Source organism: Sphingomonas sp. CCH10-B3, assembly GCF_001556185.1.
Taxonomy (GTDB): Bacteria; Pseudomonadota; Alphaproteobacteria; order Sphingomonadales; family Sphingomonadaceae; genus Sphingomonas; species Sphingomonas aquatica.
In genome coordinates this window covers 1-24,163 of record NZ_LSIJ01000078.1, presented here as the reverse complement: position 1 = coordinate 24,163, position 24,163 = coordinate 1, and the positions used below count along the sequence as shown (strand labels likewise).

The following is a 24,163-nucleotide window of genomic DNA, read 5'->3' as shown; positions in this document are numbered from 1 at the left end:
GGGTGGGACCGGGTCGGCTGGGGGCGGACGTTCGACCTGTCGGACCATTGGATGCGGATGCGCGACCGGCGCGCGCCGCTGGCCGTGCTGGTGCTGGCCGCTGCCTATGTGGCGGTGGTTTCCTGGGGCGTCGCGCTCCTGCTGCATTGGACCACCGGCAGCGCACCGACGGTCCCGCTTCCCTTTTGGCTCGTTGCGGTCAATGCCGCGCTGCTGGTTTGGCGGCTGGCGATGCGCATGGCGTTTACCGGCGCGATCTATGGCTGGCGCGAGGCTTTATGGTCGCTGCCGCGGGCCTTTGTTGGCAACGTCATTAGCTTGCTGGCCGCCCGGCGCGCGATTGTCCGATACATTGCGATGCTGCGCGGCGCCGCGCCGGTGTGGGACAAGACCGCGCATGCCTTCCCCGATCTCGGCCGCGAGGCAAAGCCGTGAGCGGTCGGCCGTTGCGCTTTCTGGGGCTGGTGCTCGGCGGCTGGATCGCGGTGCGCACCGTGGTGCTGGTGCAATTGATGCCCGGCACCATGCCAGAAATCGCCAAGGGTCGCGCGCTGCTGAATCCGTTGCCCGCGCCGCCGCAACCGCTAGCGCCTGAGGCTCGGGTCGCCAGCCGTGGGACGCTGCCGGTTCCCGGGGCGCTCGTGCGCTTGCCCGTCGAGTCGCCAATCCTCTCACGACCAATGGCTCCGGCATGGCAACGCCACCCTGGCGATCCGGACCGCATTGCGCTGGCGCTGCTCGGGCTGACTCGGCTCGGCGCGGGGGAACCGGTCGCCGAGCATCTGCGCGACGATGAGGCCAGGGCTCCGGTAACGCCCTATCGCCCGTCGGCACCGGGCGCGAGGCGGCTGTCAGGGAGCGTCTGGCTGATTGCGCGCGGTGGCAGTGGGCTCGGACAAAGTCCGCTCGGCGGTCAGCTCGGCGGGTCGCAGGCCGGTATCCGGCTCGCCTATGCGCTCGATCGGCAGCGTCGGCTAGCGCTGGTCGGTCGGGTCGCGACGCCGCTTGCCGGTGCCGGGCGCGAAGCCGCAGCGGGGATCGAATGGCAGCCGACGCGCCTGCCCGTCCGCCTTGTCGCCGAACAGCGCATCGCGATCGACGGCGGTGGCGGTGGCCCGGCGGTTGGCGTGGTTGGCGGCGTTGGCCCGGTGCCGATCGGCAATTTCCGGCTCGAAGGCTATGGTCAGGCGGGGGTAATCGGCCGCGGACGCGGCGTGGCTTATGCCGATGGCGCGCTGCGGATCGACCGCGCAATCGCCCGTTATCGTGGCGCCACCTTCACCGCCGGAGTCGGGGCGTGGGGTGCGGTCCAGCCGGGCGCCGAGCGGATCGATGTCGGGCCGATGATTGCGGTTTCGCTGCCGGTCGAGCGGCGGCGAGTGCGCGTCGCGCTCGAATGGCGTGCACGGGTCGGCGGGCAAGCCGCGCCCGGCTCGGGGCTGGCGCTCTCGATCGGCGGCGATTTCTGACGCCTTTGCGCTTTGCGCTTGGCCCGCGAAAACGATAGGCCAAACGGCGGCATGGACATCTATCTCCCGATCGCGAATTTGAGCGTCAATGCGCTGGTGATCGTGCTGCTTGGCGGTGGCGTCGGGTTGTTATCGGGCCTGTTCGGAGTCGGCGGCGGCTTCCTCACCACGCCGCTGCTGATCATCTATGGCATCCCGCCGACCGTCGCCGCGGCCTCGGCGGCGAGCCAGGTAACGGGGGCGAGCGTGTCGGGCGTCTTCGCGCACCTGCGCCGCAAGGGTGTCGACTTCAAGATGGGCGGCATCATGGTGGCTGGCGGCATCGTCGGCACCTTCGTCGGCGCCGGGCTGTTCCGCCTGCTGCAGGCGAGCGGCCAGATCGATACCACGATCGCGATCATCTATGTGCTGCTGCTGGGCTTCATCGGCACGACGATGGCGCAGGAATCGATCGCGGCGATCCGTGCGATGCGGACCGGCCAGCCGCTTCCCGCGCGCAAGCGGCGTCATCACCCGCTGATCGCGTCGCTGCCGCTGCGGACGCGCTTCTATCGCTCGGGGCTCTACATCTCGCCGCTGGCGCCGCTGCTGCTCGGTGTGTTCGTGGGCATCTTGACCATATTGCTCGGCGTCGGTGGCGGCTTCATTCTGGTTCCCGCCATGCTCTATCTGCTCGGCATGGGCGCGCAGGTCGTCGTTGGCACGTCGCTGTTCCAGACGCTGTTCGTCACTGCCATCGCCACCATGGTGCACGCAACGACGACCAAAGCCGTCGACATCGTGCTTGCTGTGCTGCTGCTGCTCGGCTCGGTCGCCGGGGCACAGATCGGCGCGCGCTTCGCCAGCAAGGTGAAGCCCGAATACCTCCGGCTCGCGCTCGCCATTATCGTGTTGCTGCTGGCGGTCCGCGTGGCGATCGGGCTGGGGTGGCGGCCCGACGAAATATATTCGGTCGAGCTGATTTGAAACGGGCGCTGGCCCTGCTCGCGGCGTTGCCGCTGCTGATGGGGCAGGCCAAGCCGGTGCTGGTGCCCGATGTCTCGCAGCGCGACATCGAAATCGCCTACAGCTTCACGGGCGCCGAACTGCTGCTGTTCGGCGCCATCCTCTATCCTGGCGGGCGCGTGCCCGAAGAGCGCGATGCCGATATCGTCGTCGTCATCAAGGGCCCGTCGCAGTCGATTCTGGTGCGCGAAAAGCAGAAGGTCGCCGGCATCTGGGTCAATGCGGCGCGGATGCGCTACCTTTCGGCGCCGAGCTATTATGCACTCGCCTCGTCGAAGCCGATCAACCAGCTGCTCGATGAACGCAACCGGGCGATCTACGAAATCGGGCTCGACAGCTTGCAGCTTTCGCCAGCGAGCGGCGCAGCACCCGAGGAGAATGAGCGGTTCGTGCGCGGGCTGGTCGATCTGAAGCGCCGCAGCAGGCTCTATTTCGAAGCGCCCGGCGCAGTCGAGATCACCGATGGCGTGCTCTACCGCGCCCGGCTCAACATCCCCGCGCGCGTGCCGGTCGGGCGCTTCACCGCCGAGACCTTCCTGATCCGCAAGGGGCGCGTGCTCGCCGCCGCCGTGCGCGAGATCGACATCCGCAAATCGGGGTTTGAACGCTTCGTCGCGCGCGCCGCCGATCGGCACTCGATCACCTATGGGCTGGTCGCGGTTGCGCTGTCGGTGCTGTTCGGCTGGGCGGCGGGCTGGATTGCGCGGCGGCTTTAGCCCTGACTCGGGCAGCGCGCCCGGCGCCATCAACACGCTAAATTTACCAATGCCCTGCCAAGGTTATGCGTCAGACAGATGCATTCCCGGGGGCATGACTTGCATGAGCGACCACCTCACTACCCAGAGCCAGGCGCCGGGTCAGGCGCCGGGTCAGGCACCAAGTCAGGCACCGAGTCAGGCGGGCGCGCCCATGCATTATGACATGTCGCGCGGGTTCGGCGTGGTGTTCGAAATTGCCGGCTCGTCGAGCCAGGTGCTGCTCGATGCCGCGGCCATGGACGCGCTCAGCATGCATCCGGACCCGGTCGTTGCCGCTGCCGGGCAAGTCGGCAGCCAGGTCAAGATGCGCGTCGGCAATGCGTGGCTGATCGCCAATGTCCGCACGCTGAAACTGCTCGACGGGCATGAGGACAGCATTGTCGCGGCAATCGATTTCCTCGGCGAAGGTGACGAGGAAAAGCTGACCGGCAAGCTCTACAAATTCCGGCGCGGTGTCACCCGCTATCCGACACCGGGCACGCCGATCTTCCCGGTGTCGACGGCCGATCTCCAGCAAATCTATGCCGCCGACGATCGCGCCAATGTCGGCATCGGCACCGTCTATCCGACCCGCGACATCCGGGCCGCGCTGTATGTCGATGCGCTGCTCGGCAAGCATTTCGCGCTGCTCGGCTCGACCGGTACCGGCAAATCGACTGCCGCCGCGCTGATCCTGCATCGCATCTGCGAGCTCGCGCCGTCGGGTCATATCGTGATGATCGACCCGCACGGCGAATATGGCGCTGCGTTCAAGACCAACGGCGCGATCTATGACGTGTCGAACCTGCAAATGCCCTATTGGCTGATGAACTTCGAGGAGCATTGCGAAGTGCTGCTCACGACATCGGGCAGCGAGCGGCAGCAGGATGCCGACATTCTCGCCAAATGCCTGCTCGCCGCGCGCAGCAAGGGGCGGATCGGCCAGGAAATCGCCAAGCTGACGGTCGACGCGCCGATTCCCTATCTGCTGTCGGACCTGACCAACATCATCACCAATGAAATGGGCAAGATGGATCGCGCCGGCGACACCGCGCCCTACATGAGGCTGAAGAACAAGATCGACGAAGTGAAAGGCGATCCGCGCTACAGCTTCATGTTCTCGGGCATGTTGGTAGCCGACACGATGGCGAATTTTATCGAGCGCGTGTTCCGCCTGCCCGGCGACGGGCGGCCGATTTCGATCATCGATGTGTCGGGCGTGCCGTCCGAAATTACGTCGGTGGTGGTCGCGGTGCTCAGCCGGATGGTGTTCGATTTTGCGATCTGGTCGCGTAGCGAGCCGCAGCGCCCGATCCTCCTCGTCTGCGAGGAGGCGCACCGCTACATTCCCAATGAAGCCAATGCCAATGGCTCGTCGGTCGGCAAGATCCTGAGCCGCATCGCCAAGGAAGGCCGCAAATATGGCGTGTCGCTGGGGCTGATCACGCAGCGCCCGTCGGACCTTGCGGAAGGCGTGCTGTCACAGTGCGGCACGATCATTTCGATGCGGCTCAACAACGATCGCGACCAGTCGTTCGTGCGCGCCGCCATGCCCGAAGGCGCGCGCGGTTTCCTCGATTCGATCCCGGCGCTGCGTAACCGCGAATGCATCGTCTGCGGCGAAGGCGTGGGCGTGCCCGTGCGCGTGTCGTTCGACGACCTTGAGGAAATCAAGCGGCCTGCCTCGGCCGATCCGCTGTTTTCGGTATTGTGGCGCGAAGTCGGCCAGGAAGAGGAAATCATCGGCCGAACGATCCGCCGCTGGCGCGCACAGGGGCGCTGAGCCCTGCCGTTACATCCTTGGTCTTTGTGGCTTGCGGGCCGCCGGCTCAGCGGCCGACAGGCTTGACCGCAAGCAGGCTCGCGACACGCGCGCGGAAGCTGCGCAGCACATTGCCGGTCAGCCGCTGGACCGACGCAAAGGCGACCGAGCGCGGGTTGATCGGAATGCCATTTCGCCACAGCTCGTAATGGAGGTGCGGCCCGGTCGAGAGGCCGGTCGAACCGACATAACCGATGATCTGTCCCTGCGCGACGCGGGTGCCGGGGGCGACCGCGATCCGGCTCATATGGCCATATCCCGTCGCCAACCCGTCGCCGTGTGTCAACTTGACGAAATTGCCATAGCCGCCGCTGCGACCGGCGAACGCGACGATGCCGTCGATCGCGGCCCGGATCGGCGTGCCATAGGGAGCGCCGATGTCGAGCCCCTTGTGGAACCGCTGGTTGCCGTAAACCGGGTGCCAGCGCATGCCATAGCCGGAGGTCAGCCGCCCATCGACCGGCATCGCCATGCCGCCCTTGCGCTCGCCGACGCCGTTCATGTCGAACCAGCCGGTCTGGTCGCCTTCGTCCCAGCGGAACAGCCGCAGCGAACGGTCGTCGCGGTCGAGCCCGGCGTAGAGGATATTGCCGAGCCTTACTTCGCCGGTCGCTGCGCGTTGCTGGGCGATGGCAATATCGAAGATGTTGGTCGGGGCAACATCCGACCCGATCGAGATGCGGCTCGCCAGCGCCCGGATATAGGCCTCGACGGCCTTGGCAGGCGCGCCAGCGGCCCGCGCCGAGCGATAGAGCGACTGGCCGACCAACCCGCGAATGCGCAGCGGCGTATTGTCGATCGCAATCGGTTGCGGTGTGACCACGAGCGCGCCGCCGACCCGCGACACGGCGATGTTCAGGTCGAACCGCGCGCGGAACCGCATTGCCTCGAGCGGGCGCGGCACCGTCTTGTTCGGGCGGCGGCCAAGCGTGAGATCGATCTGGGTACCGGGATTGAGGCTGTCGAGCGACACCGCGCGACCGATCAGGCTGGCGACCACCCCAGCCTCATCGCCACCGACCCCGGCGCGTTTCAGCACGTCGCGCAAGCCATCCCCGCTGCCAAGCGTCGCGCTGCGTTCCTCGATCGGGCGTTCGGGCACTTCGGCGAGCGGTTGCGCCAGATCATTGGCGCCCATGCGGTGGCCCGTGGTCGCACCCCAGGCGAGCGGCGCGATTGCCTGCGCGCGCGCATCGTCCCAATCGGCACCGGCAAGCGGCGCGGGCGACTGGCCGGCAATCGGCTGGATACCGGGGGTGAGGAAACAGGCGACGGCGATCAGCGACGTACAGGTGGCAAGGCCACGCCACCAATCGCGCGAGCCAATGTTCGCGCCAAGATCGGGCGTCCAGTCGATGTCGGCGAGCCGGTCTTGCACATGAAGCAGACGCGGCGTGGTCTGGGCACGTTCGACGCGACCGAACGTCAGCGCCGCCGCGCCGCCGCCCTGTTCCCCGCTAAAATCGCTGCGCAGAAACACAGCTGCTCCCAATCCCTCGGCGTGCGTCCCGCTGTCGCAACCCCTCGATGGCAGGACTGTGGGCCGCGAATCCTAAAGTCAAATTAACCGGTCGGGCAGGCGCCAAACTTTGCGGCGAACCGTTGCATCTCACGGACCAAGGGAGTCGACACGAGTCGCGCGCGATTCGCTGATATTTTTTGGTGCGCGGCGGTTGCATCGCGGACATCGCCGCGCGATCTTCAAACGACCATGACCGATCCTGTCCGCGCCCCGGTCGACGCTACGGTCACGGCCGTCCTTGGCCCCACCAACACCGGCAAGACGCACCTCGCGATCGAGCGATTGTGCGGCCATTCCAGCGGGATGATCGGCTTTCCGCTCCGCCTGCTGGCGCGCGAAGTCTATGACCGCGTCGTCAGGATCAAGGGGCCGAAGGAAGTCGCGCTGATCACTGGCGAGGAGCGGATCGTGCCGCCCGGCGCGCGCTGGTTCCTGTGCACCGCCGAAAGCATGCCGATCGACCGCGAGCTGGGCTTTGTCGGCCTCGACGAAGCGCAGTTGGGCGCCGATCCCGAACGCGGCCATGTCTTCACCGACCGGCTGCTGCGCGCCCGCGGGCGCGACGAAACGATGATCCTGGGGTCCGAAGCGCTGCGCCCGATGGTGAAAGCGCTGGTGCCGGGCGCCGAGATCATTTCGCGGCCGCGCTTCTCGACGCTGAGCTATGCCGGCGCGCGCAAGATTTCGCGGCTGCCTAAAAGGTCGGTGATCGTCGCTTTCTCGGCGGAGGAAGTCTATGCCGTCGCCGAAATGCTGCGGCGGCTGCGCGGCGGTGCCGCGGTGGTGATGGGCGCGCTTTCCCCGCGCACGCGCAATGCCCAGGTCGCGATGTTTCAGGCGGGCGAAGTCGATTATCTGGTCGCGACCGACGCGATCGGCATGGGCCTCAACATGGATGTCGCGCATGTCGCCTTTGCAAGCTTGCGCAAGTTCGACGGGCACCGCCAGCGCCGCCTGACGGTTGCCGAAATGGCGCAGATCGCCGGGCGCGCCGGGCGGCATCAGCGCGACGGCACCTTCGGCGCGCTGAGCGAGGAAGGGCCGGGCGCCTTCACGCCCGAGGAAGTCGAAGCGATCGAGCAGCATCATTTTCCGCCGCTTCGCTCGCTCTACTGGCGCGAAGGCGAACCTGATCTGTCGAGCATCGACGCGCTGATCGCCGACCTCGAGCAAAAGCCATCCGCCGACGTGCTGCGTGCGGCGCCGCAAGCGATCGATCTCGCCGTGCTCAAGCGGCTCGCCGAGGAGGATTGGGTGCGCCAGCGCGTGCGGGGCCCGCGCGGCGTCGCCCGGCTGTGGGCTGCGTGCGGTGTGCCCGATTTCCGCAAGCTGGGCGTCGATCCGCACCAGCGCTTTGTCGCGCGGCTGTTCGGTTATCTGTCCGAAGGACAGGGCCATATCCCGCACGACTGGTTTGCCGCCGAACTCGCGCGGCTCGACACGGTGACGGGGGATGTCGAGACGATCGCCGGGCGGATCGCGTCGGTGCGCAGCTGGGCCTATATCGCGCATCGCCCCGATTGGCTGGCCGACCCGCTGCACTGGGCCGATCGAACGCGCGCGGTCGAGGAACGACTGTCCGACGCACTTCATGCGAGCCTGCGCCAGCGCTTCGTCGACACGCGCACTGCGCTGTTGATGCGTCAGGTCGGCGCCGATGCCGCCGCGCTGCCGGTCATGATCGGGCCGCTGGGCGAAGTGATGGTCGACGACCATGTCCTCGGTCGGCTGGAGGGTTTCCGCTTCGTGGTCGCCGCCGATGCGCGTGCCGCCGACAAACGGTTGCTGCTGGCAGCGGCGGAAAAGCGACTGGGGGCAGAGCGGTCGCGGCGCGCGGCGGCGCTGGTCGCGGCCGATGACGCCGCGTTCGCGCTTCAGGATGCGGCCGGGGCGCCGCCGACGCTGCTCTGGTCGACCGTCACCATGGCGACGCTGCGTCCCGGCACTGCGCTGACGCAGCCGCGCGTCGATCTCGACCGTTCGCTCGATTGTCTCGATCGCGATACCCGTGACCGCATCCGGTCCCGGCTCGAAACCTGGGTCGCCGCACAGGTTGAGCGGTATCTCGCGTCGCTGGCCCATGTCGAGGCGATCGCCCGCGATGCTGCGGCGTCGGCGGCGCTGCGCGTGGTTGCGGCTGGCCTTGTCACCGGGGCGGGCTTTGCCGCGCGCGCGCCGCTCGGCGACAGCGTCGATCTGCTCGGCCCGGACGACCGCAAGCGGTTGCGCCGTGCGGGCGTCACGATCGGCGCGCTCGACCTTTTCGCCGCTGCCCTGCTGAAGCCGCAAGCCGCGCGCTGGCGCCGTGTCCTGATTGCCGCGCGCCGTGACCAGCCGCTTGCCGACGCCTTGCCGGGGGGTGCGACTGTGCTCGCGCGCGGCCAGCCGCTCACCAGCGGCTTTCGGGACATTGGTGCGCAATCGGTGAGGCTCGATCTGGTCGAGCGGCTTGCCCGCGCCGCGCATGATGCACGCCGTGGTACCAAACCGTTTGCGCCCGACCCGGCCCTGGCAACATCCATCGGCATCACACCGGCAACACTCGCGAAGCTGATGACCCAATTGGGTTTTCGCGCCGCGCCCGCGCAGGAAGGCGGGCCGCGCTGGCTGTGGCGCGGCCGCCCGGCGCGCGTGAAACCGGCGCCGACGGCACCGCGCGGTGCCTTTGCCGGCCTCGCCGAACTGATCGTTCGGCAGGGCTGACATGGTCGACGCGACCGACGGCGCGACGATGCGGCTCGATGTCTTTCTCTGGTATGCCCGCCTCGCCCGCTCGCGCGCGCTGGCGGCCGAGCTGACGCGCAGCGGCGGCATCCGGCTCGACGGGCGAAGGGTCGAACGCGCGCATGCGCCGGTTCGCGTCGGGTCGGTGATCGGTTATGTCCACAGCGGGTCGGTTCGCGTGCTCCGCGTCGTGGCGCTCCCACACCGGCGCGGCCCTGCTACCGAGGCTGCCAGCCTCTATATCGACCTAAGCCCTGTTGACGCGTCCGAAGCCGCGCAATAGCAGTATCCGCACGAGCATCAGGGGAGTTTACCGCGCATGACCTATGTCGTCACCGACGCCTGCATCCGTTGCAAATATATGGACTGCGTCGAGGTCTGCCCGGTCGACTGCTTCTATGAAGGCGAGAATATGCTCGTCATCAATCCCAACGAATGCATCGATTGCGGTGTGTGCGAGCCCGAATGCCCGGCCGAGGCGATCCTGCCCGATACCGAAAACGGTCAGGAAAAATGGCTCGAGCTCAATGCGACTTTCTCGGCGCAGTGGCCCAATGTCACACGCAAGCGTGAAGCCCCCGCCGATGCCGACGAGCATAAGGGCGAGTCGGGCAAATACGACAAATATTTCAGCGAGAATCCCGGTCAGGGCGACTGATGTCGGCGGGCCGCGCCGCATCCATCGCAAAAATGTGCCAAAAATGACCGCCCCGATGCGCTGACGCGCATCGGCTGGCGCGTATTGTGCCACAAGTTGCTGGTAATTTTATTACGACTATGTTAAATGGCTCGGAACAGTAGCGCTGCATAGGCGCTTGCTGCTTGGAGACCTGCACACCCCTATCCCCGATCGCGCCGTCCGACCGTCACGTTATGGCCGGAGGCGAGCGCGCTTATCGGGAAATGACCACAGAAAGGCTTTCAAGAATGGCTGCCAAGGCGCTGTCCTTCGACGTCGGTGATTATGTCGTTTATCCCAAGCACGGTGTCGGCCGTGTCATCGAGCTCCAACGCCAGGAAATCGCGGGGATGCAGCTCGAACTCTATGTGCTGCGGTTCGAAAAGGAACGCATGACGCTGCGCGTTCCCACCAACAAGGCCGAGAGCGTCGGCATGCGCAAGCTGTCGAGCGACAAGACGTTGCGCGAGGCGCTCGACACGCTGACCGGCAAGCCGCGCGTCAAGCGCACGATGTGGTCGCGCCGCGCACAGGAATATGAAGCCAAGATCAATTCGGGCGACCTCGTGTCGATCGCCGAAGTGGTTCGCGACCTGTTCCGCGCCGACGATCAGCCCGAGCAGAGCTATTCCGAACGCCAGATCTTCGAAGCCGCGACCAGCCGCCTCGCGCGCGAACTGGCGGCGATGGAGCAGGTCGACGAGCCGACCGCGCAGGAAAAGATCCTTGAGATCCTGCGCAAGGCCGCCGCGATCCACAACAAGGACAAGGAAGTCGCCTGACGCTTCCCGCAAGCGGTGAAAAATGGGGCGGCGCCACGCGAGTGGGCCGCCCTTTGTCATGGCCCGACGAGCAATTGCCCAATGCGCCAATGCGTGTTATCTCAACAATACACTTTGGGAGACTCGGGATGCGCATGATCCTTCTGGCGATGATGGTACCGCTCGCGGCCTGTTCGGCTTCGGCGCAGGGCAGCACCTGTCTCTTATAGCACCTGTCTCTTACGCGGGACGAGCCGCACTTTTGCCGAGCGCGATTTCACCGGCGTCGAGCTGCACGGATCGGATGATGTCGACATCAAGATCGCCAGCGCGTTCACGATCCGCGCCGAAGGCCCGGCGAAGGTGCTCGACCAGCTGAAAATCGAGCGCGTCGGCGACACGCTCCGTATTGCCCGCAAGGACGACGATAACTGGAGCTGGGGCAACAGCAAGAGCGCGCGCATCTATGTGACGATGCCGCGGATTGCGAAGGCCCGCGTCAGCGGTTCGGGCGACATGACGATCGGTCGCGCCGAAGGGGCGAGCTTTGCCGCCTCGACCGAGGGATCGGGCAATATCCGCATTGCGGCACTCAACGCACCTTCGGTCGATCTGTCGGTCGCCGGCTCGGGCGACATCGAGGCGACCGGCCAGGCGGACAGGCTGGCGATCAACATTGCCGGGTCGGGCGAAGTGCAGGCACGCGGACTAAAGGCGAAGTCGGCCAATGTGTCGATCGCCGGGTCGGGAGCGGCCGTTGCCGAGGTGAACGGTCCGGCCAATGTGTCGATCATGGGGTCGGGCGATGTCGATCTCGGTGCTGGTGCCACCTGCACCACCAACAAGATGGGCTCGGGTGACGTGCGCTGCGGCAAATGACTTGCGCTTAGGCGGCGGGGGGTGCGACATCGCGGCGATGCGTATCGCCGCCGCCTTCGCCGTGCTTGCTTTCGCTGCACCCGCCGACGCTGCCGAGCGTCGCTACAGCGTCATCAGCTTCGACCGCATCCGGATCGACGGCCCGTTCGACGTGCGGGTGAAGACCGGGCGCCCGCCGAGCGCGCAGGCCGAGGGCGATCCCGCCGCGCTCGACGGGCTTACGCTGACGGTCGAGGGGCAGACGCTGATCGTGCGCCGCCAGCGACCGGCGTCAGGCGCACGCGATCCCGCGCCGCCTCGGCTGCTGAGCATTACGCTCGGCACGCCGGTGCTGCGCGGCGTCAACGTCAATGCCGGGGGACGGCTGGCGGTCGACCGGATGGCGGCGCAGCGGATCGATCTGTCGATCAACGGCGCCGGGCTGCTCAACGTCGCTGCGGTCGATGCCGACCAGCTCAACGCCGCCGTCACCGGTGCCGGCACGATGACGCTGGCGGGCAGGGCGGGGCGCGCGCGCTATCTAATCACCGGGCCGGGCAGCTATGAAGCGAGCGGCCTGATCGCCAACGACTTGTTCGTGACGGCGGCAGGGACGGGCGACGTCCGCGTCGCGGCGCGCTACACCGCCGAAATCGTCTCGAGCGGGTTGGGGGGCGTCACGGTCGCGGGAACGCCTGCCTGCCGCGTGACCGCAACCGGCGGCGGCGCGGTGACCTGCACGCCGAAGCGCTAGAGTGCCCTTCGATCTACTCTTCCCCGTTTGCCCTGAGCTTGTCGAAGGGCCGTCCTTCTTTTCCACCGGCGGGTTTGAAGAAGAACGGTGCTTCGACAAGCTCAGCACGGACGGATCAAGGGTAGATTTCTGCCAGTTCGCGCCGCGCTAGAGCAGCGCCAGCGCCGCAAGATCACGCGCAAGCCCTGCGGGCAAGGTCTCGCCACTTTCGCCCACGCCAAGGTCGACCGGCGCATCGCTTGCCTCGAGGTAGCGCCAGCCCTGATGCGCGCGCTTCGGGATCGGCCGCACCGCGACGAGCGGCATGCCGAGCAGGATCGCGACCTTGCCCTCTGCCGCCTCGCCAAAGCCGATGATCGGCGAGCGCGCGACGAGCTGGTGCTTCAGGATCCAGAACAGCGAGCCCTGCCCGGCAATTTCGGCATGGCGCTTCGGCAGATAGCGGGTGGTGAGGAACAACGACCCTTCGGCGGCGCGCACCGCCAACCGCTCGGCGAGATGATCGAGGCTTTGCGCGCCGAACGCGACCTTGGAGAGATGGAGCATCACCGCTGACTTGGCGACGCCCGGCGGCGCGTCAAGTCACCCGACCAGCCCGGTGACCGTCGCCAGGCCAAGGAAAGCGAAGAACCCCATCGAATCGGTCGTCATCGTGACGAAGATCGACGAAGCGACTGCCGGATCGGCGCCCATCCGCTCGAGCGCGACGGGCACCATCACGCCGGCCAGCCCGGCAACGACGATGTTGGTCAGCATCGCCGCCGCAATCACGCCGCCCAGATGCGGATTCTGGAACACGATCGTCACGCCGATGCCGATCACGATCGCGATCGTGCCGCCGTTGAGCAGCGCGACCCGCAGCTCGCGCACGATCGATCGCAACGTGTTCGACCGGGTAAGCTGATTGGTTGCCAGCGCACGCACGGTGACAGCCATCGTCTGCGTCCCGGCATTGCCGCCGACGCCGGCGACGATCGGCATCAGCGTGGCGAGCGCCACCATCTTGGCAATCGTCCCTTCGAAGAGCGCGATGATCGACGAAGCAAGCAAGGCAGTGAACAGGTTCGAAATCAGCCAGCGCACGCGCGCCTTGTAACTGTCGACCACCGGTTCGTTGATGTCGCCGTCGCCCGCGCCCGACAGCCGCAGAATGTCCTCACCCGCTTCCTGGCTGATGATGTGGACAATGTCGTCGACGGTGATCATGCCGACGAGCCGTCCGGCGGCATCCACCACGGCGGCGGAAATCAGCGCATATTTCTGGAAGCGCAGCGCGACTTCCTCCTGGTCCATGTCGACCGGGATCAAGGTCTGCTCGCGCTGCATGACATCGCCGACGCTCACCGAACGCGGCGTGCGCATGATCCAGCTGAGGTGGCACGACCCGATCGGCTTGTGCGCCGGATCGACGACGAAGACTTCCCAGAAATCGGTGGTCAGCTCATCATTGCCGCGCAGGTAATCGAGCACATCGCCGACGGTCCAATGCTCCGGCACCGCGATCAGCTCGCGCTGCATCAGGCGGCCGGCCGATTCCTCGGGGTAGGACAGCGCTTCCTCAATCGCCGCGCGATCGTCGGGGTCGAGCGCGCGCAGCACTTCGCGCTGGTCGGCGGCGTCGAGATCCTCGATGATCGCGACCGCGTCGTCGGTGTCGAGCTCGGACGCGATGTCGGCGACTTCGCTGGCGCTGAGCGAATCGATCAGGTCCTCGCGGACATAATCGTTCATCTCGGCAAACACGTCGCCGTCGAGCAGATCGGTGATCGACTTGGCGAGTTCGGTGCGCGCCTCGGCGGGCAGCAGTTCGAACAGGTCGGCGATGTCGGCGGGATGGAGCGGCTCGACCAGCGCACGCGCGCTTTCGGGGACGCCGTCATAGACCGCGTCGAGCACCTTGCGCACGAATTCGGGCTTCAGGCGGTCGTCTTCGTCGAGCTGGCTGCCGTCGGCGCCCAGGCCCTCGCTGCCGAGTTCGGTCTCGCTCATCACGCACCTCCCGCCAGAACGCCTGACCGCGCCTTAGCGCGAGGCTGCGCCAAAGCCAATCATTTGCCAGCGCGCAGCGGCGCGGCTAGGGCGCGGAGCGACAGTGCAAAGGATGACCGCGATGACCGACAGCTTCTCGACTTTGGTGATGACGCTCGACACCGGCGATGTAACGATTCGCCTGCGCCCCGATCTTGCGCCCGGCCATGTCGAGCGGATTGCGACGCTCGCCAATGAAGGTTTCTACGACGGCGTCGTCTTTCACCGTGTGATCGCGGGCTTCATGGCGCAGGGCGGCGACCCGACCGGGCGCGGCACCGGCGGGTCGAAGCTGCCCAATCTCAAGGCCGAATTCAGCCGCGAGCCGCATGCGCGCGGCGTCTGCTCGATGGCGCGGACCAATGACCCGAACAGCGCCAACAGCCAGTTCTTCATCTGCCTCGACGACGCGACATTCCTCGACGGCCAATACACCGTCTGGGGCGAAGTAATCGAGGGGATGGAGCATGTCGACGCGCTGCCGAAGGGTGAGCCACCGCGCACCCCCGGCAAGATCGTCAGCGCCCGCGCAAGCTGAACAGTCAGGCGAGCTCAGCTCGCCTTCATGTTGCTCGTGACGTTGGTAAAGGTCGTCTTCAGCCGGTTGCCGAGGCCACCCATCGCGGCAATCGCCGCGACCGCGATCAGCGCCGCGATCAGGCCATATTCGATTGCGGTCGCGCCACGGTTCGACACGCGCAGCATTTGAAGCAGTTTGGTCATTGTTCGCCCTCAGTGGATTGCCGTTGCGAGCGAAATGCCAGCGAAGCGCTGAAAACTGGTTAAGATCAACGTCGATTTGGCGGAAAAACGTCAGTTGGCGAGATTTTCGATTAACCAATCGTGGAACAGCTTGACCGGTCGCTGCATCAGCGCGCGCGGGCGGCAGACGAACCAGTAGCTATAGGGGCTCTCGACGCTGATATCGAACAGCCGGGCAAGACGCGGGTCGTGCGCGTCTTCGAAATGGCTTTCGTGCATGAAGGCGACACCCAGGCCTTGCGCAGCCGCTTCGAGCATCAGCGCGCCCGAATCGAAATGATCGACGGCGAGCGGCTCGATCTCGCCGATCCCGGCGGCAAGGCACCAGGCAGCAAAGGTATCGGGCATGTCGCGGTGGACGAGCGCGGTCACGCTCGACAGCTGATGGGGCTCGGTAATCGGCTGTGGCCCCTCGATCATGGCGCGGCCGCCGATCACGAGAATGCGGTTGCGGTCGAGCCGGCGCGCGTAAAGAGCCGGTTCGATATCGCGCGCCAGCACGATCGCGGCATCAAGCCCCTCGCCGAGCCGAGTCATGCCGTGCCCGCCCGTGTCGATATCGAGGTGCAGCTCGGGGTGGCGCGCGCGCAGGTCGGCCAGCCGCGGAAACAGGCGTTGCGAGGCGAACAGCGGCAACACCCCCAGCCGTAGCCGCTGGACATCGGTCGCGCTGGTCAGTGCCTCGACGGCGTCGGTCAGCATGTCGATCGCGGGGGCGATCTGCGCGATCAGCCGTTCGCCGTCGGCATTGAGTTGCATCGCCTGGTGCCGACGATCGAACAACGGCCGGCCAATGAAGCGTTCGAGCGCCTGCACCCGGCGGCTGAGTGCTGGTGCCGAAAGCGCCAGTTCCTGTGCGGCCGCTTTCACCGATCCCAACCGCGCAACCTGAACCACCGCTTCGATCGCGGTCAGTGGCGGCAATCGACGCATTCTCCCCTCCGGCGCTATTGCAGTGCGGCATCGATGACACCGCTGCCATTTGGCGATGCCGCTAGGCTAGCAATGAATGCGCGCAACGCAATCGCCGTTTTCCTTTTCGCACTTGCGAAAGTGAATGCTGCACCGCACATAAAGGGGGCCTTTCAGGCATCCTCTCCTAAAAACTTTCACGAGCCGGCCCCTTTGCGAGGTCGGCTCTTTTTTTGCCCGTCGTTCATGACTCGCAACCCGGGAGCCCACATCCTATGTCGCTCGCCTGATACGCGACCCTGAAAAGCGACGAGGATAGTTCCCCCATGGCCGACAGCGATTCCGCGCTCCGCAAGCTGCAGGTGGCGAATGCCCGGCCGGAGGACAGCGGCCGGGGCCTTGCGCATCTGCCGCGCGCGCTGATGGCCGCGCTCGGGCTGGCTGAGGGCGATGTGATCGAAGTCGTCGGCAAGCGCAGCACCCCTGCGCGAGCCGTTGCCCCTTATGCCGAGGATGAAGGGCTGGAAATCATCCGGATCGATGGGCTCCAGCGCGCCAATGCCGGTGTCGGCTCGGGCGAATTCGTCGGTGTGCGCAAGGCAGAATCCAAGCCCGCGACGCGCGTCGTCTTCGCGCCCGCGCAGCAGAATCTGCGGCTGCAGGGATCGGCGGCGGCGCTTCAGCGCACTTTCCTCGGCCGTCCGCTGACGCAGGGCGACATCGTCGCGACCGCCGGGCAACAACGTGTCGACAACATGCCGCCGCAGTTGCGCCAGATGCTCAACGCGCCGGCCTATGCGTTGCAGGAAATCCGGCTCGCGGTGATCGCGACGGTGCCGCGCGGCGTCGTCCATATCGATCCGACCACCGAAATCGAGCTGCGCGCCGAATATGAAGAACCAACCGAATCGCGCCGCGCCGATGTGACTTACGACGACATCGGCGGGATGGGGCCGACGATCGACCAGCTCCGCGAAATGGTCGAGCTGCCGCTGCGCTATCCTGAGCTGTTCCAGCGGCTGGGCGTCGATCCGCCCAAGGGCGTGCTGCTCCACGGTCCGCCGGGGACGGGCAAGACCCGGCTCGCGCGCGCGGTGGCGAATGAAAGCGACGCCAATTTCTTCCTGATCAACGGCCCTGAAATCATGGGCGCAACCTATGGCGAGTCGGAAAAGCGGCTGCGCGACGTGTTCGAACAAGCGACCAAGGCAGCGCCGTCGATCGTCTTCATCGACGAAATCGACTCGATCGCGCCCAAACGCGGGCAAGTGTCGGGCGAGGCCGAAAAGCGGCTCGTCGCGCAATTGCTGACGCTGATGGACGGGCTGGAGGCGCGCGCCAATCTCGTCGTGATTGCCGCGACCAACCGGCCAGAGGCGATCGACGAGGCTTTGCGCCGCCCTGGCCGCTTCGACCGCGAGATCATCGTCGGCGTGCCCGACGAGCGCGGGCGACGCGAGATCCTCGGCATCCACACGCGCGGGATGCCGCTTGGCGACCGGGTCGATCTCGATGAGCTGTCGCGGATGACTTATGGCTTTGTCGGTGCCGATCTCGCTGCGCTGACCCGCGAAGCCGCAATCGAGGCAGTGCGGCGGATCATGCCGCGGCTCGACCTGTCAGGAGGCACGATCCCGCCCGAAGTGCTCGACGAGCTTTCGGTAACGCGCGAGGATTTCACCGGCGCGATCAAGCGCGTCCAGCCGTCGGCGATGCGCGAAGTGATGGTGCAGGCGCCGAGCGTGCGCTGGGACGACATCGGCGGCGTCGATGAAGCGCGCGAAAAATTACGCGAAGGCGTCGAACTGCCGCTCAAGGACCCCGATGCCTTCCGCCGCCTCGGCATTCGCCCCGCCAAGGGGTTCCTGCTCTATGGCCCGCCCGGCACCGGCAAGACCTTGCTGGCGAAGGCAGTGGCGCGCGAGGCGCAGGCCAATTTCATCGCCACCAAATCGAGCGACTTGCTGAGCAAATGGTATGGCGAAAGCGAGCAGCAGATCGCCAAGCTGTTCGCGCGCGCGCGCCAGGTTGCGCCGTGCGTGATCTTCATCGACGAGCTCGATTCGCTGGTGCCTGCGCGTGGCGGCGGGATGGGCGAGCCGCAGGTGACCGAACGCGTGGTCAACACGATCCTTGCCGAGATGGACGGGCTGGAGGAATTGCAGTCGGTGGTGGTGATCGGTGCCACCAACCGCCCCAACCTGATCGACCCCGCGCTGTTGCGACCGGGGCGGTTCGACGAGCTCATTTATGTCTCGGTGCCCGACCGCGCGGGGCGTACGCGCATCCTCGGCATCCAGACCGCGCGTATGCCGCTGGCTGACGATGTCGATCTCGACGATCTGGCGGCGCGGACCGACCATTATTCAGGCGCCGATCTGGAGGATCTGGTGCGGCGCGCGGGGTTGGCCGCGCTGCGGGAGTCGCTTGCCACGCTGAAGGTGATGCAGGCGCATTTCGACGCGGCGCTGAAGGAATCGCGAGCGTCGGTGACGCCTGAAATGGAAGCCGACTATGCCCAGATGGCGGCGAAGCTGAAGCAGCAGGCGGCATCGCTGCAACCGCTTGGCTTCATATCACCGGGTCAGCTTCGTCCTCGCTCGACGCCGATCGAATAGGGTTTTTCAGCGCCACCCAGGCATAGCCGAGCATCAGCACCAGCGCGGCCGCCGCCACCAGATAGGGGAAGGGCTTGTACATTTCGTACAGGCCCACCCCGATCGACGGCCCGAGCACGAACGATGCGCCATTGATCGACGTGACCTTGCCCGCGACCGATCCTTGCCCGCCGGGGCCGACCGCCAGCGACGATCCGGCGGTAAAACCGGGGCGGGTGAAGCCAAATCCTGCGGACGCGAGCGCAAAGGCCAGCGCGATGCCATAAAGCGATGTCGCGATACCCGTCAGCACCGTGCCGATGGCGGCTGCCACCAGCCCGACCAGCACGAGCCGCCGTGGATCGAGGTTGAGCAGCGGGATCAGCCCCCATTGCACCAACAGTGCAGCGCTCGCCCCCAAGATCAGCACCAGCCCGGTCGGCTGGAGCGCTTCGACCGGCGCCAGATGGAGACGGTCGATCACGAGGAAACCGATCGTCTGGCCGGTCATCGCCTGGGCATGACCCATCACCAGCCCTGCGATCATCCAGCCACGGATACGGGGATCGAAATAGCCGACCTTCTCGATCCCTTCCGCGGTGGCCGCCGTGATGCTGGCGCCGGTCGACTGGCCGCCGATCGACGGATAGGCAGTCGCCGCGCCGTGCGCTGCCGCCATCCCGCCATCGTCGGCGAGCATTCGCTGGACTGCGATCACCATCACCAGCCCGAACAGCGCGCCGATAAAGGCAGGCCCGGCGAGGCCGATCTGCACGCCACCGACGCTGCCGAGCACCAGATAGGGCGCGACTGCTGGCCCCAAAATGGTACCAAGCCCGAACGCCGAGCCGATCAGTGTCAGTGCCTTGGTGCGTTCGGCGCGCGTCGTGCGGCCGGCGACCAGCGCTTGCACCGCTGGCGGCGCCGCCGAGCCGAACGTCCCGTACACCAGCCGCCCGCCGATGAAGGCGACAAAGGCGGCCGGGCCGCTGATCCAGCCGTTGATTCCCGCCGTCAGGAACAGGCCGCACAAGGTCAGCGACACGACAAAGCCGCCCATGCCGAGCAGGATCATCGCGCGGCGCCCCTGCCGGTCCGACCGGCTTGCCCAGAAGGGCGCCGCGATCACCCACAGTAGTGCGGATACCGAAAAGGCCGCCGCAACGCCGCTGTCGGGCACGTGCAGCGATCGCCCCAGCGCCGGCAGCACCGATTGCAGCGCAGTGTTGCCCGCCGCGATCGTCAGCATCACCATGAACATCAGCGCGAAGTCGCGGTCGAAGCCGCCCGCCCGGCTCATGCGCGCTGCCAGTCATAGTCGCGCTCGACGCGCGCGACGACCAGCTCATAATGGCGGTACCAGCGGGCGCGCCCCGCCTCGCGAATCCGCCGGTGTTCGGGGTCGTCGCGCCATGCCTTGGCACAATCATCGTCCGCCCAATAGCTGACGGTGATGCCGAACCCGTCGGCACCGCGTGCGCTGTGGAAGCCGCAATAGCCGGGCTGGAGCGCCGCGCGCGCTTCCATTGCCTCGGCGGCGGCGGTATAGCCTTCCGCGTCGGCATCGGTGCGCACCGACATGAAGATCACCGCGATTTGGCCGACGCGCGTCATCTGCTCCGCTTAGGCGTTGGTGCACGCCGCGCAACCCCCTTCGCCAAACCGGCGAATTTCTTGACTCCACCAGACCGACCGCCTAAGCCCGCGCGCTTGCAGACAGACAAGGACAAGCGATGGCGCGCGTTACCGTCGAAGATTGCGTCGACAAGATTCCGAACCGTTTCGATCTCGTGCTGCTGGCGGCGCAGCGCGCACGCCAGATCTCGGGCGGCGCCGAATTGACTATCGATCGCGACCGCGACAAAAATCCGGTCGTCGCCTTGCGTGAGATCGCCGAGGAAACAGTGCGGCCGACGCATCTCGAGGAAGCGCTCGTCCAGAGCCTGCAGCGCGTTCAGGTCGATGATGACGATGCGCCGGACGAAATCGGCTCGCTTTCGGCCTCGGCCGAAGCGCTGCGCCTCACTGCCGCGGCCCCGCCGCGCAACCAGAATCTGGGCGCCGATTACGAAGGTTGAGCACGAGGCCCAAGGCTAGCGCGTCGCGCTAGCCGAGGATTAGCCGAGTGCCGGACGGCGGGGCTGATGCCCCGGTAGACGACGCGGCTTCGCCGCGGCACTCGTTGACTACAGTCGTAATCAAGCTATTCCACTAGCAACCCACCCAAAGGGAGTTGCCGGTGACATTTCTCCGCACCTTGCTGGTCGCGCTCGCGGCCTTGGCCATCGCGTTCCCCGCACGTGCCGCGGACCTGAAGCTCAACATCGATGCCAGTGCCGCGCGTGCAGTGCTCGACGCGCTCGAAACGCCCAACCTCGATCTCGACCGGGCCCGGACGATTGCGCGGCTGCCGGGCAATCAGGGGCTGATCCGCAAGGCCAAAAGCTATGGCCGCGCCGCCGATGACGAAAGCTTCGCCACCGCGCTGATGGCGGCCGCGCGCGGCGACGATGCAGCGCCAGACCCCAGCAAGTTCGCCTTCGGTCGCGTGCGCCCGCATATCGCGCAGTTGCGCCAGGTGCTGGCCGAACTCGAAAATCCGTCGACCGGGCTGATCGACGCGGCCAAGCGGCGGATCGCGCTCTACACGCCGCCGGGGCTCGACACCGCCATCACCGGCTATTTCGTCGTTGGCGGCACTTCTGGAGGATTTGCGTCCGGCGATCCGCAATTCTTCCTAAACCTCGATTATTTCCCCGATGCAGTGCTCGCCGCGACGATATTGGAGCATGAGCTTTATCACGCGGTCCAAGGTGCTGCGGCCCCCACCAAGGCGCGGCAGGCGGCGATCGGCCAATGCCTGAAGCGGATAGCTGCCCCGGCGCATGTCGACGATCTGTTCGGCTCGCTGATGCTGGAGGGGACGGCAAGCGCCGTGGGGGACGTGCTCGCATTGCCCAAGGATGCCAAGGGCGCAGTCGCCGACGAGCGCCGCAAATTCGCGCGCAATGTCAGCCTGGTCAGCCGCAGTGTCACGCTGCTCGAACTGTCGTCGCATGCGCTGGCGACGCGCGCGCTCACCTATGACGACATCTATGGCCTCGGCTTTTACGGCGACGAGATTCTCTATTCGCTCGGCTATGTGATGGCCAAGGCGATCGAGCGCGAGCGGGGGACGAGCGCGATTGCCGCGCTGATCCGTGATCCGACCGGAGCGGCCTTCATCAATGCCTATCGCGGGCTGAAGGCCTATGGGAAAGCAGAAGATGCCCCCGCGCTCGGGCCGAAGACGATCGCCTTGGCGCGGCGGATGGCGGTGTGCGCGGTCAAATGAGGGTTGGAAGCGTCGCGGCGAAGCCGCGCCGTCGGTCGTGCTGCGCACGCCGGCCGGGGCTCGGCTGCGAGCCGAAATAGCGGGGCTATTTCGGCGCCTCGCCCTTGAACCCCTGCGCCACGACGTACCATTCGCTCGAATCCTTGCGGCTGGCAGGCGGCTTGGCGTGCTTGACGGTGGCGAAATTGCGCTTCAGCTCGGCGACGAGCGTGCTGTCGGCGCCACCCGCCAGCACCTTGGCGACAAAGGCGCCGCCCGGCCGCAGCACATCGTAGCAAAAGGCAGCGGCATTCTCGACCAGACCCATCGTGCGCAGATGGTCGGTCTGCGGATGGCCGACGGTATTTGCGGCCATGTCTGACAAGACGAGATCGGCGGCGCCGTCGAGCGCTTCGCGCAGCAATTCGGGCGCGCGCGCGTCATTGAAATCGAACTGGAAAATCGTCACGCCGTCGATCGGATCGACCGGCAGCAGGTCGATGCCGACAATCGCGGCGCCGGGCACCTGCTTGCGCACGACCTGGCTCCAGCCGCCGGGCGCGATTCCCAGATCGACGACGCGCTTGACGCCTTTCAGAAAGCCGAAGCGTTCATCGAGCTCGATCAGCTTGTATGCCGCGCGGCTGCGATAGCCTTCGGCTTTGGCGCGCTTGACATAAGGGTCGTTGAGCTGGCGCTCGAGCCAGCGCGTCGATTGCGGCGACCGCCCGCGCGACGTGCGTACGCGGGTACGGCCGCCCGATCCGCCGCGGCTCACCTGCTGTGGCTCATCGACAGCGGCTCAAGTGTCGGACCCCTGCATCAGCCGCCGCAAAATGCCTTCGCGGATGCCGCGGTCGGCAACCCCCAGCCGTTCAGCCGGCCACAGGTCGAGGATCGTCTCCAGAATCGCGCAACCCGCCACCACCAGATCGGCGCGTTCGGTGCCGATGCAGGGCAGCTGAGCGCGTTCGGCGATCGACTTGCGCGCCAGATCGGCGCTGATCGCGCGCATGGCGGTCGCCGGCACGATCAACCCGTCCACCGCCGCGCGGTCATAACGGTCGAGCGCAAGGTGCACGCTCGCCAGCGTCGTCACGGTGCCCGAGGTTCCGAGCAGGCGCGGTCGCTTGATCCCGCGTGGCAGGCGTTCGGCAAAGGGCGCCATGCTCTCGCCGACCAGCGCGCGCATCCGCGCGTAGACGGCAGCGCGCCCGTCGGCGCCTTCGCCGGTCCCGGCACTTTCGGTCAGCGAGACGACGCCCCAGGGCGTGCTGTGCCAGTCGAGCACGGTCGGCACCGTGGTGCGCGTATCGACCAGCACCAGCTCGGTCGAGCCGCCGCCGATGTCGAACACCAGCGCGGGATCGTCGCCGGGTTCGAGCAGGATGTGACAGCCGAGCACGGCCAGCCGCGCTTCCTCTTCAGCCGTGATGACGTCGAGCGCGATCCCGGTCTCGCGATAGGCGCGTTCGATAAATTCGGCGCCGTTCGATGCCCGCCGACACGCCTCGGTCGCGACCGAGCGCGCGAGCACGACGTTGCGACGGCGCAGCTTGTCGGCGCAGATCGCGAGCGCGGCGATGGTGCGGTCCATGGCGGCGTCGCTCAGTCGCCCGGTCGCAGCAAGGCCTTCGCCGAGCCGGACGATGCGCGAAAAGGCATCGACGACGGCGAAGCCCGACCCCGCCGGCCGCGCGATCAACAACCGACAATTGTTGGTGCCGAGATCGAGCGCAGCATAGTGGCGCATGTCGGGCCAGCGATTGCCACTAGGGGGCATGGGCGCCGCCTTGGCCCGCCTGCCTTCATGTCCTGTCGACTCACGCCCCGTCGGCGCTTGGGCGGAAAATTGCCCCATGCCGTGTCACCATAAGTGTTTCCGGCCCGGGGCTTATACCCCCTCCGGTGCTTGGCACGCACGATACCGCAGCCGGACGGGGGCGGCAAGCGCGGCAGGGATGACGAATCCGCCGACGCCGCAATGCCCACGTTGACAGCCGCAGGCCGCCCGCTTAAGCGGCGCCAGCGTTGCCCCGTCGTCTAAAGGTAAGACCACGGACTCTGACTCCGTTAATTGAGGTTCGAATCCTCACGGGGCATCCAACAAGCCGGGGCTGTTATGGCCGGACCGGAAATGTGCCATTGACCGAAATGAAGAAACCCATTGCCAAATAGGGCTGGCGGTTCTCGTGCGCGCCACCACCGCCGCTGGGCGGG

Annotated in this window: 23 protein-coding genes, 1 tRNA gene and 1 pseudogene; 16 read left to right on the top strand and 9 right to left on the bottom strand. The window is 66.6% G+C overall.

The window, feature by feature from the left end:
- The 5 genes and pseudogenes from AX672_RS18900 to AX672_RS12950 all read left to right on the top strand — a co-directional run.
- Positions 1-435 (top strand): annotated as a pseudogene (locus AX672_RS18900) (glycosyl transferase family protein); the annotation flags it as partial.
- Positions 432-1,469 (top strand): hypothetical protein, encoded by a 1,038-nt coding sequence (locus tag AX672_RS19100; protein ID WP_231731341.1) that lies wholly within the window; start codon positions 432-434, stop codon positions 1,467-1,469. The pseudogene AX672_RS18900 and the gene AX672_RS19100, both read left to right, overlap by 4 nt.
- A gap of 51 nt (positions 1,470-1,520) precedes the next feature.
- Positions 1,521-2,435, top strand: a complete 915-nt coding sequence (locus AX672_RS12960) for a sulfite exporter TauE/SafE family protein (protein WP_066651967.1) — start codon at positions 1,521-1,523, stop codon at positions 2,433-2,435.
- 38 nt (positions 2,436-2,473) lie between these two features.
- Entirely contained in the window at positions 2,474-3,190 is a 717-nt protein-coding gene (locus tag AX672_RS12955) for a TIGR02186 family protein (protein WP_066651975.1), read from the top strand.
- A gap of 193 nt (positions 3,191-3,383) precedes the next feature.
- A complete protein-coding gene (locus tag AX672_RS12950) occupies positions 3,384-4,994 on the top strand; it encodes an ATP-binding protein (protein WP_066651965.1) in 1,611 nt (536 codons plus the stop codon).
- Positions 4,995-5,040: 46 nt separating this feature from the next.
- Here the strand turns inward: AX672_RS12950 and AX672_RS12945 are convergent, their stop codons facing one another.
- Positions 5,041-6,513: a M23 family metallopeptidase gene (locus AX672_RS12945; RefSeq protein ID WP_066651964.1), complete on the bottom strand. Its 1,473-nt coding sequence runs from the start codon at positions 6,511-6,513 to the stop codon at positions 5,041-5,043.
- A 231-nt stretch (positions 6,514-6,744) separates the two neighbouring features.
- Here AX672_RS12945 and AX672_RS12940 point away from each other — a divergent pair, with 231 nt between their 5' ends.
- From AX672_RS12940 to AX672_RS12915, 6 genes are all read left to right on the top strand, one after another.
- On the top strand, positions 6,745-9,258 hold the full coding sequence (locus AX672_RS12940) for a helicase-related protein (RefSeq protein ID WP_066651962.1): 2,514 nt from the start codon (positions 6,745-6,747) through the stop codon (positions 9,256-9,258).
- A gap of 1 nt (position 9,259) precedes the next feature.
- On the top strand, positions 9,260-9,562 hold the full coding sequence (locus AX672_RS12935) for an RNA-binding S4 domain-containing protein (protein WP_231731339.1): 303 nt from the start codon (positions 9,260-9,262) through the stop codon (positions 9,560-9,562).
- A 36-nt stretch (positions 9,563-9,598) separates the two neighbouring features.
- Positions 9,599-9,937, top strand: coding sequence for a ferredoxin FdxA (gene fdxA / locus AX672_RS12930; RefSeq protein ID WP_066651960.1), 339 nt, complete (start codon positions 9,599-9,601; stop codon positions 9,935-9,937).
- A gap of 269 nt (positions 9,938-10,206) precedes the next feature.
- Positions 10,207-10,740, top strand: coding sequence for a CarD family transcriptional regulator (locus AX672_RS12925; RefSeq protein WP_066651958.1), 534 nt, complete (start codon positions 10,207-10,209; stop codon positions 10,738-10,740).
- A gap of 270 nt (positions 10,741-11,010) precedes the next feature.
- Positions 11,011-11,598, top strand: coding sequence for a head GIN domain-containing protein (locus AX672_RS12920; protein ID WP_331711197.1), 588 nt, complete (start codon positions 11,011-11,013; stop codon positions 11,596-11,598).
- 37 nt (positions 11,599-11,635) lie between these two features.
- A complete protein-coding gene (locus tag AX672_RS12915) occupies positions 11,636-12,331 on the top strand; it encodes a head GIN domain-containing protein (protein ID WP_066651956.1) in 696 nt (231 codons plus the stop codon).
- Positions 12,332-12,478: 147 nt separating this feature from the next.
- Here AX672_RS12915 and AX672_RS12910 read toward each other — a convergent pair whose 3' ends face one another.
- Together AX672_RS12910 and mgtE are read right to left on the bottom strand one after the other, a co-directional pair.
- Positions 12,479-12,877, bottom strand: coding sequence for a DUF1489 family protein (locus tag AX672_RS12910; protein WP_066651953.1), 399 nt, complete (start codon positions 12,875-12,877; stop codon positions 12,479-12,481).
- Between the two features lie 36 nt (positions 12,878-12,913).
- A complete protein-coding gene (gene mgtE / locus AX672_RS12905) occupies positions 12,914-14,320 on the bottom strand; it encodes a magnesium transporter (RefSeq protein WP_066651951.1) in 1,407 nt (468 codons plus the stop codon).
- Positions 14,321-14,441: 121 nt separating this feature from the next.
- Here mgtE and AX672_RS12900 point away from each other — a divergent pair, with 121 nt between their 5' ends.
- A complete protein-coding gene (locus tag AX672_RS12900) occupies positions 14,442-14,897 on the top strand; it encodes a peptidylprolyl isomerase (RefSeq protein ID WP_066651972.1) in 456 nt (151 codons plus the stop codon).
- A 14-nt stretch (positions 14,898-14,911) separates the two neighbouring features.
- Here AX672_RS12900 and AX672_RS12895 read toward each other — a convergent pair whose 3' ends face one another.
- Together AX672_RS12895 and AX672_RS12890 are read right to left on the bottom strand one after the other, a co-directional pair.
- Positions 14,912-15,082, bottom strand: a complete 171-nt coding sequence (locus AX672_RS12895) for a Flp family type IVb pilin (protein WP_066651949.1) — start codon at positions 15,080-15,082, stop codon at positions 14,912-14,914.
- Between the two features lie 90 nt (positions 15,083-15,172).
- Complete coding sequence (locus tag AX672_RS12890; protein WP_066651947.1) at positions 15,173-16,054, bottom strand: LysR substrate-binding domain-containing protein; 882 nt, start codon at positions 16,052-16,054, stop codon at positions 15,173-15,175.
- A 305-nt stretch (positions 16,055-16,359) separates the two neighbouring features.
- Here AX672_RS12890 and AX672_RS12885 point away from each other — a divergent pair, with 305 nt between their 5' ends.
- Positions 16,360-18,651 (top strand): CDC48 family AAA ATPase, encoded by a 2,292-nt coding sequence (locus AX672_RS12885; protein ID WP_066651945.1) that lies wholly within the window; start codon positions 16,360-16,362, stop codon positions 18,649-18,651.
- On the opposite strand, the gene AX672_RS12880 is transcribed toward AX672_RS12885, so the two are convergent.
- Entirely contained in the window at positions 18,605-19,930 is a 1,326-nt protein-coding gene (locus AX672_RS12880; protein WP_066651943.1) for an MFS transporter, read from the bottom strand. The two genes, AX672_RS12885 and AX672_RS12880, sit on opposite strands and share 47 nt — an antisense overlap.
- Positions 19,927-20,244 carry an antibiotic biosynthesis monooxygenase family protein gene (locus tag AX672_RS12875; protein WP_066651942.1) on the bottom strand — a complete coding sequence of 106 codons (318 nt, stop codon included), beginning with the start codon at positions 20,242-20,244 and terminating at the stop codon, positions 19,927-19,929. Before AX672_RS12875 ends, AX672_RS12880 begins: the two co-directional genes overlap by 4 nt.
- Before the next feature lie 119 nt (positions 20,245-20,363).
- On the opposite strand from AX672_RS12875, the gene rpoZ reads away from it, so the two are divergent.
- Together rpoZ and AX672_RS12865 are read left to right on the top strand one after the other, a co-directional pair.
- Positions 20,364-20,708 (top strand): DNA-directed RNA polymerase subunit omega, encoded by a 345-nt coding sequence (gene rpoZ, locus AX672_RS12870; protein WP_066651941.1) that lies wholly within the window; start codon positions 20,364-20,366, stop codon positions 20,706-20,708.
- Positions 20,709-20,869: 161 nt separating this feature from the next.
- The gene (locus AX672_RS12865; RefSeq protein ID WP_168727477.1) at positions 20,870-21,964 is read left to right on the top strand and encodes a DUF5700 domain-containing putative Zn-dependent protease; all 1,095 of its coding nucleotides are present in this window, start codon (positions 20,870-20,872) and stop codon (positions 21,962-21,964) included.
- Between the two features lie 85 nt (positions 21,965-22,049).
- On the opposite strand, the gene AX672_RS12860 is transcribed toward AX672_RS12865, so the two are convergent.
- Both AX672_RS12860 and AX672_RS12855 read right to left on the bottom strand, forming a co-directional pair.
- Positions 22,050-22,721 (bottom strand): RlmE family RNA methyltransferase, encoded by a 672-nt coding sequence (locus tag AX672_RS12860; RefSeq protein WP_066651938.1) that lies wholly within the window; start codon positions 22,719-22,721, stop codon positions 22,050-22,052.
- 24 nt (positions 22,722-22,745) lie between these two features.
- The gene (locus AX672_RS12855) at positions 22,746-23,726 is read right to left on the bottom strand and encodes a Ppx/GppA phosphatase family protein (protein ID WP_066651936.1); all 981 of its coding nucleotides are present in this window, start codon (positions 23,724-23,726) and stop codon (positions 22,746-22,748) included.
- A 249-nt stretch (positions 23,727-23,975) separates the two neighbouring features.
- On the opposite strand from AX672_RS12855, the gene AX672_RS12850 reads away from it, so the two are divergent.
- A tRNA-Gln gene (locus tag AX672_RS12850) sits at positions 23,976-24,049 on the top strand.
- Positions 24,050-24,163 lie beyond the last annotated feature (114 nt).